This is a genomic window from uncultured Shewanella sp. (assembly GCF_947501225.1).
GTDB lineage: Bacteria > Pseudomonadota > Gammaproteobacteria > Enterobacterales > Shewanellaceae > Shewanella.
This window is the reverse complement of sequence record NZ_CANMUW010000007.1, coordinates 69,091-82,524: the sequence shown is the minus strand read 5'-3', so window position 1 is coordinate 82,524 and position 13,434 is coordinate 69,091. Positions and strand designations below refer to the sequence as shown.

Below are 13,434 nucleotides of genomic sequence, written 5' to 3'. Positions count from 1 at the left end.
TCCCCCCTAACGATATCAAGCCTTAGTACCGTCAGAGCGGTGATTAAATGAGTATGCCTTGCTTTTGCATTGCATCTAGCAGCTGTGACATCGCCTTTCCGCGATGGCTGAGACGGTTTTTCTCTTCACTGGATAACTCAGCAGCCGTGCACTCATGTTCAGAAGGAATGAAGATAGGATCGTAGCCGTGACCGTTTTCGCCTTTGGCCTGGAAACCTATCTCTCCTTCCCAGGAAGCCTGGCAGATGATTGGAGTCGGATCTTTAGCATGGCGCATATAGACAAGGATGCACTGAAATCTTGCCGTTCTTGCTTCTTTGCTCCCTTTCAGGGCTTCAAGTAGTTTTTCATAGTTATCGGTTGAGCTGGCTTTCTCTCCAGCATATCGGGCAGAGTATATTCCCGGTTGCCCGTCCAGTAGATCAACCTCGAGTCCTGAATCATCGGCAATCGCCGCAAGCCCGGTAACTTCGGCGGCATGACGTGCCTTGATAATGGCATTCTCGACGAAGGTTGTGCCAGTTTCCGGTACCTCTTCGACATTAAACTGGCTTTGAGGAAGTACCTCTACATCGTATTGTGAAAAGATTTCTGCAAACTCTTTAAGCTTACCTTTGTTACCACTGGCGAGAACGAACTTATCCATGAGATACCTTAAAACACTTTGGGTTCAATAGTTGGGCGCAATAATAACTAAGCCGGGCCGGAAACGGTAGTGATGATAGCGGGAAATCGACGAAACAGTAGGTCTAAAGAAGTTCAGATAGAAGCAGTACCCTCCCGAAGGAGGTTACTGACAATAGCAAATGCCGGAATTGAAAGTGGCTGAGCTGGCCGGATATCTGAATTAATCTACATAGAACTTCTGTTTGAACGTCAGCTGTGTATTGAGCTTTTTTTGGTGCTTGATTGCGATTTGAAAGTTGATCTCCTGATCATCACGGTACGGGACCTCGGCGACATAGTAGATTGCATCGCCTTCACGGATCTCTCTGAATTTTAAGTTGATTCTAGCATCGAGTAGGTTATTGGCAATGCCCGAAATCTCAACTGCAACAGGAGGGTTGCCCTCCTGACTGGTGTCGAGCACAGAGATATTGATGATCCCTGTATAACTACTGCGTTTGATGCCGTATGACTTGGCGATACTGGGAGTGAGAAATGTGCTGCCTAATGCGACATAGTGAATATCGTAGTTACCTACTTTCTGCTTCTGCTCTGCAGAAACACTGCCTATGAAAGCGAGTGTGAGAATGAGTGCTGATAAAATAGCTCTGAACATGACTGACTCCTGTGTTATCCGTTCTATCTATCGTGGATGACTAAAGTATAGATGTTTACACGATTAAGTTAACCTTTCATTGCGTTACAAAAAATTAACCTTCCTCTATAGCAGCCTATCAATCGCTTCAGGGATAAGCCTGGGTGAAAGTATCCTAACCTGCTTATGTCTGCCTAATGCACCTTTGAGGATCACAATATCACCTTTAGGCACCTTAAAGGCTTTCGACAGATATTTGATCAGGTGAGCGTTCGCCTTGCCATCGACCGGAGGAGCCGTGATTGCAATTTTAACTTCCTCTCCATGGACTCCTACAATCTGATCCCGGCTGGCTTTGGGCTGAATATAGAGGTTAAGCAGCAGGTCCTCCTGCTGCTTAGAGACAGGAGGCATTAAACGTTTGCCCAGAAAGGTACATATTGCGCTAATAAGATATTGACGAAGTTAAGGATGATCATCAAAACAAGCAATGACAGATCAAGGCCGCCCATAGGAGGAATAATGCGACGTATCGGAGACAGGAAGGGCTCGGTTAACTGTCCCATAACCATCTCGATAGGGTTATGTCCCTGGCTTATCCAGCTCAATACAGCTCGAATGATCAGCATCCAGAAGAGCAGTACTCCGGCTTCTTTAAAGACTGAGACTACGGCAACTAATAAAATTGTCGGGATATTGATGGCTGCACCCGCTATAAGGCTGAGGATCACAAATTTTGCAACGACAACCAAAAGGGCGAGTAAAAATGAAGCTGTGTCAAATCCACCTATGGAGGGGAGAATACGGCGTAAGGGGGCGACAATCGGATGTGTGGCTTTTACGATAAACTGACTAAATGGGTTGTAAAAATCGGCCTTAGCGAGTTGGAGCCAGATTCGGAGAATTACAACCATCAGGTATAGGTCAAAAACGGTGCTGACTAAAAAACTTAATGCATTCATGAGCGTGCTCTATTCTATATTGTTAAAAGTTAGTTCAGTTGAAATTAATATTGCTCAGCCATCTCTTGAGCGCGAGCGACACAGTCATCCATGGCTTGGCTGACCAGTTCCCTGATATTACCAGATTCAAAGGCGGCAATCGCCTTAGCCGTAGTTCCTCCTTTAGAGGTCACATTTTCTCTGAGCTGTGCGGCAGAAAGCTCCGGGTTTTGAATCACCATCTCCGCGGCTCCCAGCGCCGCTTGCTGAACTAAGGCTCGGGCTTTGAGCTCATCCATACCGGATTCGGTCGCCTTAGCGATCATAGCTTCCATAAACAGGAAGAAATAGGCTGGAGAGCTGCCCGCCAGAGCGATAACCTGGTTCAGCTCCTCCTCCTTCTCTACCCAGACAACTTTGCCGCCACTTAGCATGAGATGTTCACAGAAGTCTTTTTGTTCTTGTGAGATCTCATCCCCGGCATATAACCCCGTCATGCCCACACCAATCTGAGTCGGTGTATTGGGCATGGTGCGGATCAGTTTAATTTGTTGGCCGAAATAGTCGCTGTATCGGTTTGCCGTGATGCCGGCGGCGATGGTGATGATGAGCTTTTCTGACAGGTCGAGAGCGCCGAGTTCCTCACAAACGGCTTGCATGAAGTGAGGCTTAACACTCAATACTATGACATCTGCCTCTTTGGCCGCAGCAAGGTTATCGTGTGATACCCGGATATTGAGGTCGTGCTGTAGAGCATTTAATTTTTCTACGCTGGGGTTAGTTGCGTGAATGAGTGACGGAGTGTAGCCGCTTTTAACCAGCCCGCTGGTAATGCTGCGGGTCATGTTTCCAGCCCCGATAAAACATAGCTTCTTCTCAATCATGTGGCATCTCTTATTATCTGTTTCTGTTTATTTAATATTTGGGCGGTAACAGTATAAAACAAGCTGGTAATGCAAAGTATGCTATACGTTTATGTTGGATTTCGCCCGGCTTACTCTCAAGCAGTCAAACTCTTCTCTCTTTGGCCGAATATCGCACTGCCGATTCTAACCATAGTCGAGCCATGCGCTATTGCTTGCTCCAGATCGTTACTCATCCCCATCGAGAGGGTGTCTACGTCTGGGTAACTGGCCTTTAACTTCAGGAATAGGTTCTGCAGTTGCTGGAACTCATCTTTCTGTGTTTGTATATCATCGGTCGCCGTAGGAATGGCCATTAAACCACGAAGGGTCAATTTGGGAAGGGGGGCTATGGTATCTGCCAGCGCCATGAGTTCATCAGGGGATATCCCGGACTTACTGGGCTCACCGCTGATGTTAACCTGAATACAGACATTAAGTGGCTTAAGCTCATCGGGACGTTGATCGTTCAATCGTAAGGCAATTTTATCCCGACATAGGGTATGCATCCAATCGAACTGGCTCGCAACAACCTTAGTCTTATTAGATTGCAAAGGACCGATGAAGTGCCATTGAATTTCAGGACAGCTACTCTTCAGCTCTTTTACCTTAGTCTCTCCCTCCTGGACATAGTTTTCACCGAAAAGCCGCTGACCGGCAGCATAGGCCGCTATAATATCACTATTAGGTTTTGTTTTACTCACTGCGAGTAACTGAATGTCATTGGCATCTCTTGATGAAAACTTTGCCGCTTGGGTAATTCGTTGCTGGGCGTTGGCCAGCCTGTCTGCTATTGTTGTCATGATGTAAGTTTTTTGATTGAATGGATATCCCATACTATGGAAATCACAGAGTTACTTGCCTTTAGTGTAAAACACAATGCATCTGATCTACACCTTTCAGCGGGCGTATCTCCTATGATACGTGTTGATGGTGAAGTCAGAAAGATCAATCTGCCGGCTTTAGATCATCAAGGTGTTCATGGGCTCGTCTATGACATCATGAATGATAAACAGCGAAAGGATTTTGAAGAGCATTTAGAGATAGACTTTTCATTTGAAGTTCCCAACTTAGCGCGTTTTCGTGTCAATGCCTACAATCAGTCACGAGGCGCCGCAGCCGTATTCCGTACCATTCCCAGTGATATCTTAAGTCTTGAACAACTAGGTGCTCCGGAAATATTTAAGAAGATCTCCAGTTTTCCTCGCGGATTAGTCCTGGTAACCGGGCCGACGGGCTCGGGTAAGAGTACAACCCTGGCGGCCATGATTGATTACATTAACGATCATCGTCACGAGCATATTCTGACCATCGAAGACCCGATAGAATTTGTTCATCAAAATAAGCAGTGCCTCATTAACCAGCGTGAGGTTCACCGCCATACCCACAGTTTTAATGCTGCGCTGCGTAGTGCACTGCGTGAAGATCCCGATGTGATTCTGGTGGGTGAGATGCGAGATCTGGAAACGATTCGTCTCGCGATGACGGCGGCTGAGACCGGTCACCTGGTTTTTGGCACTCTGCATACAACATCGGCGGCGAAAACCATTGACCGTGTCGTTGACGTATTCCCGGAGGGGGAGAAGGGGATGGTAAGAACCATGCTTTCGGAGTCTCTTCAGGCGGTAATATCACAAACCCTGATAAAGAAGGTGGGTGGGGGCCGTGTGGCTGCTCATGAAATCATGATGGGAACTCCTGCGATTCGAAACCTTATCCGTGAAGATAAGGTTGCTCAGATGTACTCAGCGATTCAAACGGGTATGGCTCACGGGATGCAGACTTTGGATCAGTGTCTTCAGAATTTAGTCAATCGCGGTCAGATCACCCGTGAAGATGCACAGCACAAGAGTGCCAATAAGCAAACGACATTTTAATAAGGTTTAGTTATGGATGTGCTCCCTTTTTTAAAGGTAATGGTCGAGCGAAAAGCATCGGATCTCTTTATCACTGCCGGTTTTCCGCCGAGTGCAAAAGTTGATGGTGAGCTAAGACCTCTCAGTGAAACCTCTTTTACCTCCGCTCAATCCCTGGATTTTGTCGAATCTTTGATGACTGAGGAGCAAAAGCAGGAGTTTCATGAAAGCCGTGAGTGTAATTTTGCTTTTGCGGCTAAAGGGTTGGGGCGCTTTCGTGTCAGCGCCTTCTGGCAGCGTGAGGCTCCCGGCTGTGTCATGCGCCGTATTGAGACGAAGATCCCTGAGGTGGAGGATCTTAAACTTCCTCCAATCCTGAAGGATCTTGTGATGAGTAAGCGTGGGCTTATCATCATGGTTGGTGGTACCGGAACCGGTAAATCGACCTCATTGGCGGCGCTGGTGGGCTATCGAAATGCAAACTCACGGGGCCATATTTTAACTATCGAAGATCCGGTGGAATTTGTTCATGATCATCGTAAGAGTATTATTACTCAGCGAGAAGTGGGCATAGATACCGAATCATTCGATGCGGCGTTGAAAAGCTCGCTTCGCCAGGCCCCCGATGTGATATTAATCGGTGAGATAAGAAGCCAGGAAACCATGGAATTTGCGCTGGCATTTGCCGAGACTGGTCACCTCTGTATGGCTACTCTGCATGCTAACAACGCCAACCAGGCGTTAGATCGGATCATGAACCTGGTGCCTGAGAGTAAGCATCAGCAGCTACTGTTCGATCTCTCGTTGAACCTGCGAGGCATCGTCGCTCAGCAGTTGGTTCCTAAGGCCGATGGTACAGGGCGCAGAGCCGCGATTGAGATCCTGATCAATACGCCTCGTGTGAGCAGTCTGATCGCTAAGAATGAACTTCATCTTCTGAAAGAGACCATGTCCAAGTCTAATGAGCAGGGGATGCAGACCTTCGATCAGGCCCTGTTAAATTTGTATAGCGAAGGGGATATCAGCTACGCCGATGCCTTGCACCATGCTGATTCGCCAAACGATCTTCGTTTGATGATTAAGTTACAGGGATCACCCGATTCCGACTCAGGTTCAGGGTTTATGGAGGGGGTAACCCTGGATTTAGATTAGCTTCTGCCTGCAGTCACAGAAGTCACAGTTGAAAAACCAGCGTTAACTTCGCTGGTTTTTTATTGCCGCTAAGTTTTTTGACTATGCTTATTAGATATTTAGTTAAGAGTGAACAGGAATGCCATGATAACCTCAACTCAAACCCGCTTAGCCTTGCTATTACTGTTTCTTCCGCTGACCGCATCCGGAGTACCTGTCACCGATGAACTCGATCTGGGAGGGGCCGTAAGGGTTAACTATGGCTGGAAAGATTATGATAGTAACTCCAAGCTGGAGTTTGAACTGTTTAGGCTAGATGTTAATTATCTTGATGATGACCTTTTTGCATCGGCGCAATATCGTTGGTATCAGGATATGGATGTGATCCATCATGCCTATGCTGGTTATCAGTTCAATGATGAGCAGAGCTTACAGCTGGGCGTGACTCAGGTTCCCTTCGGTCTGCTTCCCTATGGAGCTCACTCTTTCTGGTTTAGCGCTAACTATTATCTGGGATTTGAGGATGACTTCGATGCCGGGATCCACTGGAAATATGATAACGACAGATGGCGTTTCGATCTGGCCTACTTTTTAAATGATGAATATGGTGATGGTAGCAGGTATGAGCGATATTCGTTCGACGTGGCGGTAACCGACTCCTATCCCTATGAGGAAGCGGGGCAGGTAAATGCCCGTGTTGAGCATAGCTTTACCTTAGATAGTGTTAAACATAAGTTGGGGGGCTCGGTTCAATATTCTATGCTCGACTTTACGCCAACGGCTCAAAGCCAGGAAGCCGGAGAAGATATTGACGGGATAGCGACCTCGCTTCACTGGCAGCTGGATTGGAATAGTTGGCAGGGGCAGCTGCAGTATCTCTATTATGACTATGAGGTAGAGGCAGGTAATCGTATCGCGTTATCGGCTTTTGCCTACCCTTTTGAAATCGCTTCTTCCGCCGAACTGTTAACTGTTAATCTCTCAAAGAGTACGGATGTCGATTGGGGACCGATAACTAACCTAAATTGCTATAATGACTTCAGTCAGGTATTGGCCTCGGGAGAGGGTCTTGAAGACTCGATTCAGAATGTGACCGGCTGTGCCATATCGGCGGGGAAGTTTTACTCCTACATCGATTGGATTGCCGGTAAAAACATGTGGTTTATCAATGGACCGGGTATCGGCATCGACAATGGTTCCACTCGATGGAGCTCAAGGTTGAATATCAATATTGGCCTTTACTTTTAAATCTTTCTTAAGAGCCAGGGCAGAGTTAAAAAGGGAGCTTATGCTCCCTTTATTAGCTCGACGATACTCGTTGTTTAATAGGTGCTTTCGAAGTAACTTTCGATGATCAATACGGCTGACATCGCGTCGACCTGTCCCTTGGTCAGGGCTTTATAACCGCCCATCTCAAATAGTCTGGCTTTTGCATCGGCGGTAGTGAGGCGCTCATCTTGTGTGACTACCTTAGCCCCGAACCGGCCATTAATGCGGTTGGCAAATTTTTTCGCTCTCTGTGTCATCTCCTGCTCAGTGCCGTCCATATTGAGAGGCAGGCCGACAACGACAAGATCGGGTTTCCACTCCTCTATTAACATACCTAACTCTTCCCACTTAGGGATCCCGTCGACGGCTTTAATCGATAATAGAGGCTTGGCACTGCCTGTGAGGGATTGTCCTATCGCGACACCAATACTCTTGGTACCGTAATCGAAGCCTAATACTGTTATTGAACTCATAAATTAAACATGTCCTGTTGTTCCTCCCGTTAAGGGAGCTGTCGACGTCTGTACCTTATAATGGTGGTATGGCATTTGTGAGAGCTTGCCCTCCTGCTATGGCAATACTCCCGCAATGTATAGCAACCCCCCCCAAGCCATAATTGAACTCATAAAGCTTCTTTAAGAGTTTTTAGAGTGTTAACCCCAGCGGGAGGGAGGGGGCTGATTTATGCGTGACCGGTTTGATTGGATAGTTGCCATATATCGAAGCCTAAGGATTTTGTCGCTTGCTGCCAACGCTCCTCATACTCAGTGTTAAATAGCAGTTCTGTCGTGGCCGGAATCGAAAGCCAGGAGTTTTCAGCCAGCTCCTGTTCGAGCTGATCCCGACTCCAGCCGGCATAGCCCAATGCGACAATGAACTGCTCGGGGGCTGCATTACTACCCAGAGCCGATAACACATCCCTTGAGGTGGTAAGCATCAGCTCATCGGTAAGTGATTGGCTGCTGTTCCAGGTTGATTGAGGCGTATGAAGAACAAACCCTCTTTCAGGGGTGACGGGGCCACCTATAAGCACTTTTGAGCCCAAAGAGGTGATCACTTCCGGCTCCTCCTTCAGTTGCATCTGCAGCAGAAGTTCATTGACCTCGATGCCGATAGGACGGTTTATCATAATCCCCATTGCGCCTTTTTCATCGTGTTCGCAAATATAGATCACCGAGCGTTCAAAAAACGTATCGTGAAGTGAAGGCATAGCGATTAAAAAGTGATTTTGTAAACTTTCCATTTGGACTCCGCTAGAGGGAACAGGCTGGTCTGGTTTAATATTGGGGCTTAACCGCCCGCTAACTTGACCTTGTAATTGAGCTTTTCCAACAGGGTTTTCAATTGCTCTCTATTATCTGTTTGAACTTCAATGTTGAACTCTTTTACCGTACCGCCGCAACCACACTGCTTTTTCAGTTTTTGTGCCAGCGCCTTTAACTCTTTATCGTTTAAACCTAAACCTTTAATAACGGAGACCCCTTTCCCTTTGCGGCCTTTACTGTCTTTATGGATCCTGACGATACCATCACCGGCTGGCGCTTGCGCCGTTTCTTTTTCTGGCGAGATTCTGCCGATATCAGTGCTGTAAACAAGAGAAACATTTGAGTCTTTTTTCATGGGAATGTCGTTAATTTTCGATGGTAAGGTGAGTTTAACAAATTGAAGAATGTTGTGGGAGCTTATTACAAAACGCAGAAATAAAAATAATCGGACAGGGGGAAGAAAACCATCTAATTATCTGAGGAGAATAGATAAGAAGAGCAGCTGACACTTCCCTAACCGTCACAAGGCTCTGGAAATGTCAGGGTAAAGGTGACTCTGGCGATTTAAACAGCCTGTGCGACGCCGATTAACAGTGAGATAGCTGTAATAGCCGCACAGGGAATAATAAACTTATGAAACTTAGGTAGTGCTATCGAACAGGCTGTCAACACAAAGCCAATGGAAGCCGCTCCATAGCTGTTGGTATCGCCGCTGAGCAGAGAGACCAGCAACCAGCCCAATGCGCCTACCGGTAAAATTAACAAGCTGAGCTGACCGAAGTTAAATTTACCGGAGAAACTATCTGCCTGGGTGGTGACCTTAACCGGGGCAAACATCAAAATTGCGGTCGAGATAAGAAAGGCGCCGATGAACCAAAGCATAGTTAACTCCAATATTTGTGATTGATAATCATTATCAATTGAGGTGGATCTGAAGTCAAGCTGAACGAGGTGATCTTTACTATAAAATTGAGTTGTAGATCATAACATTGCTATGTAAGCTGATAGTCATAATGGATTTAAACATCGGATTTGATGGGGGTAACATGAAGAGAGTGATGGTTGTAGTAGCTGCAATGGCCTTGAGTGCCTGTAGTTCCATGAAGACAAGTTCAGATTATGATCCCGCAGCTAACTTCAGTGATATAAAAACCTATGCCTGGGTTGAGCAAAAGAACCAAGACACCAGTTATCACTTAGATGGTCTGATGGATCAGCGTGTACGCGCGGCAGTAGAAAGCCAGCTGTCACTGAAGGGGGTCACACAGTCAGACCCGCAAACTGCCGATATACTGGTGAACTACCTGACTAAAGTAGATAAGAAGATTAATGTGGACACCTTTAATACCAACTTCGGTTATCACCCCTATTATGGTTCCCCATGGGGAATGAGTGGTTCGATGCATACTCAAACCACCGTTCGTGAGTATGAGGTTGGCACCTTGATTCTGGATATGATTGACAGAGAAACCGGAAAGTTAATCTGGCGAGGTTCAGTGGCTGACACTATCAGAGAGAAAAATACGCCTGAAGAGAGGGTTGAAGTGGTCAATAAGGCAGTCGCTGAAATGATGTTGAACTATCCGCCGAAACCGGAAAGTAAATGATGATCAGCCATAGATAGAAAACAGAAGGCGAGCATAGCTAATATGCTCGCTTTTTTATATGCGTGGCCATTACTCCTGCGCGAGTCTCCCCCCCCATTTTCACTCTTAATAATACCCATTTAAAATAGATAGTTAAGTTAAGCTGTATTTCGGTTCAATATCTCAAAAAATATAACCCATTGACGTCATTTATGTGAACTGAGAGGGATCTAGACTAAAGTCCAACATCCTAATGGTTGCACACAGTGGTACTCTCGATTTTCATTACGGTATTAGTGAAGTAAGTGGTGGCGAAATGGAGCAGTTTTTAAAACAGTGGTTTACTGAGTATGAAAAGGGGGAGGGGGTAGAGGCCAAGTCGCTTTCGGCTCAAACCCAATCTGAGTGGAGTTCACTTCTAGAGAAGGCCAAGCAGGGGAAACTCAATGATTGGCAGAGAACCCCACCCGGTCGAATGTCGCTGATTCTACTGATGGGACCTGTTGCTCATCTGCTTGCCGATACCGATGTACATGCTTTGCATGCTAAGGCCAGGGAGCTATGTTTAAAAGGTGTCGATATGGGGTTCGATACGCAACTGGATCCGGTTCAGCGCCGCTGCTTTTATGACCCTCTCTTCTATTCGACTATAGCCGAAGATCGTCAACTCTTGATTCGGCTGCTCGAGGGGATGCAATCGCAAGTTGAGCCGCCGGAGAAACCTGTCTGGTCTAACTGGTACGCACAGGCTTCCTCTCTGAACGCCTGAGTTGATACAAAGCGTTATTAAATCGGTAAAGCTTGAATACATACAGTATTCAAGCTTTTTTATTTTACTTGCATATAGTCGCGGCTCATATATTGAGAAAAAATTGCCCTAATTTTGCAGCAATCGCCTTAATAATTTACGCAGGGAGTAGTTGGCCGGGGTTTCCATTGCGCTGTGTTGGATGACGTCCACATTTGCCTGCCATCCCAGTTGCTCGAACTGTACCGGCACCTTACACAGCTCTTTTTTCCTGATTGCATCTTCTGCCAGGTGTAGGGGCAGCAGGGTCCAGCCAAAACCTGATTTTGCCAGCTCTAATAATACATAGTAGTTATCTGCATACCAGACATCGGGAGAGTGAGCCTGATTAAACCAGGTCTGTTTTGAACCCTGAGAGCCGATAACCAATTGTCTGTGCAGCATTAGGATATCCACGTGCGCAGCATCGGTTTGCGCCAGAGGGTGTTTCGGATTCACTAACAGCTCGAACTGAACCGTTCCCAGGGTCTCAAAATCGATCATTTCCGGGTATTGGGTCTCGCTGAACACCAAGCCTGAATTGGCTCTCTTATCGGCTACCAGTTGAATAACATCCTGGCTGGATGCACACAGAAACTCCAGCTGAAGATGGGGATATTGTGCTTCCAGTTGTGGGAGAAGATCGACGAGGCCGGAGTAGGGGATCCCCTCATCGATGGCCAGGGTCAATTTTAACTCCTCCTCAGACTCCAGTGCTTTTATTTGTTGGTCCAGCCGTCTGTGTTGTGCAACTACAGCCTTTGCCTGAGGCAGAAGTGACTCACCTGCCTTGGTTAACTTAGGGTAACGCCCGCTTCTGTCAAATAACTGCAGATCAGTATCTATCTCCATGTTCATCACATTTTGACTGATGGCAGATTGTACTTTGCCTAACTTTCTGGCTGCTGCAGAAAAAGATCCCGATTCTACGGTTGTGACAAATGAGATGAGTTGCTCGATGGTTGACATATCAGTAAATGTGATGGTATCCAATTTTTATCCATCTTAACTATAGATGATAATAGCTGCAAGTTAAGAGATTGGAGTAGGAATATGAGAACCAAAGAGAGAATCTTTCACGCCATTTTATTTGAGCTGTTAGCGCTGGCAATCGTGGTGCCTTTGGCCACTGTGTTTAGTGATAAGGAGGCCTCCTCATTGGTCGTGGTGGGAGTGGGCTTAAGTATTTACGCCGTAATTTGGAACTACTTTTATAATATCTGGTTCGACAAGTGCTACGGTGCAGAGCGTTCATCACGTAGTTTGCTGATGCGCTTTGGGCATACATGTGGCTTCGAAGGCGGGATCATAGTGGTCACAGTGCCCATGGTTGCATGGTTTTTAGGGATTAGTTTAACTGCGGCCCTTTTGCTGGAGGCGGCATTTTTAATTTTCTTCTTTTTTTATGCGATTGTATTTAACTGGAGCTATGACTATGTCAGGAATCAGGTGCAGACAGCATAAGCTGATGCTCGACTTTATAACTCTTTGGAGAGTATTTTTCTGTCGTAATTGCTAATTTATTAGTGCTTTAGCTTTGATAATTACGCAGGCAGATATAAAATACTCTCAAGGGGAGGTAAGTCGGAGTTTTTAGTGGGGTCAGTCTCCGGTGATACTCTTTCTGCTCGTCATCGTGTTCAGCACGACGATTGTTCATTATCAATACTCCTTCAGGATAGTCGCTCTATATCTGTTAGAATAAATATCAATAGCATGATCCGGGGATCTTGTTAGATAGAGAGATTTTGACGGTTAGTATTTAGCCGGCTTGTCCGGATATGATATTGAACGCTTAGATCTATAGCTTCAATTGTCAGCTATATCAGGCTGTGGGGTAAAGTGATGAAAAAGCTTTCGTTCAGTTTTCTCTGTGTGTTTGGGGCAATGTGTAGCTTTGCTGCAACTGCCTGGAGTGATAGCGATAATGACGGTGTTCCCGATATGAAGGATGCTTGCCCGAATACTCGTGCTGGTGCCCTGGTCGATGCCAGGGGGTGTGAAAAACCGGGTGAGTTCGACAGTATCTGCTTAAGCACACTGCAAAGTGGGGTCTACCCCTCCACTTGCAAAGAGGTCAGTGAGCTGGTTTTGAACTTTGAGTTTGCTAAGGCCGAAGTGCAGTTTTCCCAGTGGAGAACATTGGCTAAGTTGAAGCAGTTTTTACAGCATCATGACGTGAACCTCTGTCTCCTGGGGTATACCGACTCCATCGGCAGTGAGAGAGCAAATGACAAACTGTCGACGCTTAGGGCCGACGCCGTAAAGCGAATCTTGGTGGAAGACTACGGCTTTAACCCTTCACGATTTACCGTGAAAGGGATGGGCAGCCAGTTACCCGTTGCGAGCAATGCACAACCTCAAGGCAGAGCCTCGAATCGACGGGTCGAGTTTGTCGTAGATTTGAACTAAGAGTGCAGAGAAAGAGCTTTATCA

19 protein-coding genes are annotated in these 13,434 nt (G+C 46.5%); 7 read left to right on the top strand and 12 right to left on the bottom strand.

Features of this window, described 5'->3' with window-relative positions:
- Positions 1-43: 43 nt before the first annotated feature.
- The 6 genes from rdgB to Q1B47_RS12140 form a co-directional block, all read right to left on the bottom strand.
- On the bottom strand, positions 44-646 hold the full coding sequence (rdgB, locus tag Q1B47_RS12165) for an RdgB/HAM1 family non-canonical purine NTP pyrophosphatase (protein WP_299793846.1): 603 nt from the start codon (positions 644-646) through the stop codon (positions 44-46).
- A gap of 201 nt (positions 647-847) precedes the next feature.
- The gene (locus Q1B47_RS12160) at positions 848-1,282 is read right to left on the bottom strand and encodes a DUF4426 domain-containing protein (protein WP_299793843.1); all 435 of its coding nucleotides are present in this window, start codon (positions 1,280-1,282) and stop codon (positions 848-850) included.
- A gap of 105 nt (positions 1,283-1,387) precedes the next feature.
- Positions 1,388-1,675: a DUF167 family protein YggU gene (yggU, locus tag Q1B47_RS12155; RefSeq protein ID WP_299793840.1), complete on the bottom strand. Its 288-nt coding sequence runs from the start codon at positions 1,673-1,675 to the stop codon at positions 1,388-1,390.
- A complete protein-coding gene (locus Q1B47_RS12150; protein ID WP_299793837.1) occupies positions 1,675-2,223 on the bottom strand; it encodes a YggT family protein in 549 nt (182 codons plus the stop codon). Before Q1B47_RS12150 ends, yggU begins: the two co-directional genes overlap by 1 nt.
- 44 nt (positions 2,224-2,267) lie before the next feature.
- On the bottom strand, positions 2,268-3,086 hold the full coding sequence (gene proC / locus Q1B47_RS12145; protein WP_299793834.1) for a pyrroline-5-carboxylate reductase: 819 nt from the start codon (positions 3,084-3,086) through the stop codon (positions 2,268-2,270).
- Positions 3,087-3,202: 116 nt separating this feature from the next.
- The gene (locus Q1B47_RS12140; RefSeq protein WP_299793831.1) at positions 3,203-3,907 is read right to left on the bottom strand and encodes a YggS family pyridoxal phosphate-dependent enzyme; all 705 of its coding nucleotides are present in this window, start codon (positions 3,905-3,907) and stop codon (positions 3,203-3,205) included.
- Positions 3,908-3,943: 36 nt separating this feature from the next.
- Here Q1B47_RS12140 and Q1B47_RS12135 point away from each other — a divergent pair, with 36 nt between their 5' ends.
- The 3 genes from Q1B47_RS12135 to Q1B47_RS12125 all read left to right on the top strand — a co-directional run bounded on the left by Q1B47_RS12135 (position 3,944) and on the right by Q1B47_RS12125 (position 7,339).
- Positions 3,944-4,981: a type IV pilus twitching motility protein PilT gene (locus Q1B47_RS12135; RefSeq protein ID WP_299793828.1), complete on the top strand. Its 1,038-nt coding sequence runs from the start codon at positions 3,944-3,946 to the stop codon at positions 4,979-4,981.
- A gap of 12 nt (positions 4,982-4,993) precedes the next feature.
- On the top strand, positions 4,994-6,112 hold the full coding sequence (locus Q1B47_RS12130) for a PilT/PilU family type 4a pilus ATPase (protein WP_299793825.1): 1,119 nt from the start codon (positions 4,994-4,996) through the stop codon (positions 6,110-6,112).
- A gap of 123 nt (positions 6,113-6,235) precedes the next feature.
- A complete protein-coding gene (locus Q1B47_RS12125; protein WP_299793822.1) occupies positions 6,236-7,339 on the top strand; it encodes a porin in 1,104 nt (367 codons plus the stop codon).
- 74 nt (positions 7,340-7,413) lie between these two features.
- Here Q1B47_RS12125 and ruvX read toward each other — a convergent pair whose 3' ends face one another.
- The 4 genes from ruvX to Q1B47_RS12105 form a co-directional block, all read right to left on the bottom strand.
- A complete protein-coding gene (gene ruvX, locus Q1B47_RS12120) occupies positions 7,414-7,833 on the bottom strand; it encodes a Holliday junction resolvase RuvX (protein ID WP_299793819.1) in 420 nt (139 codons plus the stop codon).
- Between the two features lie 209 nt (positions 7,834-8,042).
- A complete protein-coding gene (locus Q1B47_RS12115) occupies positions 8,043-8,603 on the bottom strand; it encodes a YqgE/AlgH family protein (protein ID WP_299793816.1) in 561 nt (186 codons plus the stop codon).
- Positions 8,604-8,650: 47 nt separating this feature from the next.
- Positions 8,651-8,980, bottom strand: a complete 330-nt coding sequence (gene yciH, locus Q1B47_RS12110) for a stress response translation initiation inhibitor YciH (RefSeq protein WP_299793813.1) — start codon at positions 8,978-8,980, stop codon at positions 8,651-8,653.
- A 209-nt stretch (positions 8,981-9,189) separates the two neighbouring features.
- On the bottom strand, positions 9,190-9,507 hold the full coding sequence (locus tag Q1B47_RS12105) for a hypothetical protein (protein WP_299793810.1): 318 nt from the start codon (positions 9,505-9,507) through the stop codon (positions 9,190-9,192).
- Positions 9,508-9,671: 164 nt separating this feature from the next.
- Here Q1B47_RS12105 and Q1B47_RS12100 point away from each other — a divergent pair, with 164 nt between their 5' ends.
- The gene (locus tag Q1B47_RS12100) at positions 9,672-10,232 is read left to right on the top strand and encodes a DUF4136 domain-containing protein (protein WP_299793807.1); all 561 of its coding nucleotides are present in this window, start codon (positions 9,672-9,674) and stop codon (positions 10,230-10,232) included.
- A gap of 295 nt (positions 10,233-10,527) precedes the next feature.
- Positions 10,528-10,980, top strand: a complete 453-nt coding sequence (locus Q1B47_RS12095; RefSeq protein WP_299793804.1) for a DUF924 family protein — start codon at positions 10,528-10,530, stop codon at positions 10,978-10,980.
- 108 nt (positions 10,981-11,088) lie between these two features.
- Here the strand turns inward: Q1B47_RS12095 and Q1B47_RS12090 are convergent, their stop codons facing one another.
- Positions 11,089-11,991, bottom strand: a complete 903-nt coding sequence (locus Q1B47_RS12090; RefSeq protein WP_299793801.1) for a LysR family transcriptional regulator — start codon at positions 11,989-11,991, stop codon at positions 11,089-11,091.
- Positions 11,992-12,051: 60 nt separating this feature from the next.
- On the opposite strand from Q1B47_RS12090, the gene Q1B47_RS12085 reads away from it, so the two are divergent.
- Entirely contained in the window at positions 12,052-12,462 is a 411-nt protein-coding gene (locus Q1B47_RS12085) for a PACE efflux transporter (protein ID WP_299793798.1), read from the top strand.
- Positions 12,463-12,529: 67 nt separating this feature from the next.
- On the opposite strand, the gene Q1B47_RS12080 is transcribed toward Q1B47_RS12085, so the two are convergent.
- Positions 12,530-12,658: a hypothetical protein gene (locus Q1B47_RS12080; protein WP_299793795.1), complete on the bottom strand. Its 129-nt coding sequence runs from the start codon at positions 12,656-12,658 to the stop codon at positions 12,530-12,532.
- 185 nt (positions 12,659-12,843) lie between these two features.
- Here Q1B47_RS12080 and Q1B47_RS12075 point away from each other — a divergent pair, with 185 nt between their 5' ends.
- Positions 12,844-13,410, top strand: coding sequence for an OmpA family protein (locus Q1B47_RS12075; protein ID WP_299793792.1), 567 nt, complete (start codon positions 12,844-12,846; stop codon positions 13,408-13,410).
- The last annotated feature ends 24 nt before the right edge of the window (positions 13,411-13,434 follow it).

Bases quoted from the DNA above. Each gene is read 5' to 3' on its own strand.
- Q1B47_RS12080 (WP_299793795.1), bottom strand. From the start codon at position 12,658: ATGAACAATCGTCGTGCTGAACACGATGACGAGCAGAAAGAGTATCAC.
- Q1B47_RS12130 (WP_299793825.1), top strand. From the start codon at position 4,994: ATGGATGTGCTCCCTTTTTTAAAGGTAATGGTCGAGCGAAAAGCATCG.
- Q1B47_RS12100 (WP_299793807.1), top strand. From the start codon at position 9,672: ATGAAGAGAGTGATGGTTGTAGTAGCTGCAATGGCCTTGAGTGCCTGT.
- Q1B47_RS12125 (WP_299793822.1), top strand. From the start codon at position 6,236: ATGATAACCTCAACTCAAACCCGCTTAGCCTTGCTATTACTGTTTCTT.
- ruvX (WP_299793819.1), bottom strand. From the start codon at position 7,833: ATGAGTTCAATAACAGTATTAGGCTTCGATTACGGTACCAAGAGTATT.
- proC (WP_299793834.1), bottom strand. From the start codon at position 3,086: ATGATTGAGAAGAAGCTATGTTTTATCGGGGCTGGAAACATGACCCGC.
- Q1B47_RS12115 (WP_299793816.1), bottom strand. From the start codon at position 8,603: ATGGAAAGTTTACAAAATCACTTTTTAATCGCTATGCCTTCACTTCAC.
- Q1B47_RS12160 (WP_299793843.1), bottom strand. From the start codon at position 1,282: ATGTTCAGAGCTATTTTATCAGCACTCATTCTCACACTCGCTTTCATA.
- Q1B47_RS12140 (WP_299793831.1), bottom strand. From the start codon at position 3,907: ATGACAACAATAGCAGACAGGCTGGCCAACGCCCAGCAACGAATTACC.
- Q1B47_RS12085 (WP_299793798.1), top strand. From the start codon at position 12,052: ATGAGAACCAAAGAGAGAATCTTTCACGCCATTTTATTTGAGCTGTTA.
- rdgB (WP_299793846.1), bottom strand. From the start codon at position 646: ATGGATAAGTTCGTTCTCGCCAGTGGTAACAAAGGTAAGCTTAAAGAG.
- yggU (WP_299793840.1), bottom strand. From the start codon at position 1,675: ATGCCTCCTGTCTCTAAGCAGCAGGAGGACCTGCTGCTTAACCTCTAT.
- Q1B47_RS12105 (WP_299793810.1), bottom strand. From the start codon at position 9,507: ATGCTTTGGTTCATCGGCGCCTTTCTTATCTCGACCGCAATTTTGATG.
- Q1B47_RS12095 (WP_299793804.1), top strand. From the start codon at position 10,528: ATGGAGCAGTTTTTAAAACAGTGGTTTACTGAGTATGAAAAGGGGGAG.
- Q1B47_RS12150 (WP_299793837.1), bottom strand. From the start codon at position 2,223: ATGAATGCATTAAGTTTTTTAGTCAGCACCGTTTTTGACCTATACCTG.
- Q1B47_RS12135 (WP_299793828.1), top strand. From the start codon at position 3,944: ATGGAAATCACAGAGTTACTTGCCTTTAGTGTAAAACACAATGCATCT.
- Q1B47_RS12075 (WP_299793792.1), top strand. From the start codon at position 12,844: ATGAAAAAGCTTTCGTTCAGTTTTCTCTGTGTGTTTGGGGCAATGTGT.
- yciH (WP_299793813.1), bottom strand. From the start codon at position 8,980: ATGAAAAAAGACTCAAATGTTTCTCTTGTTTACAGCACTGATATCGGC.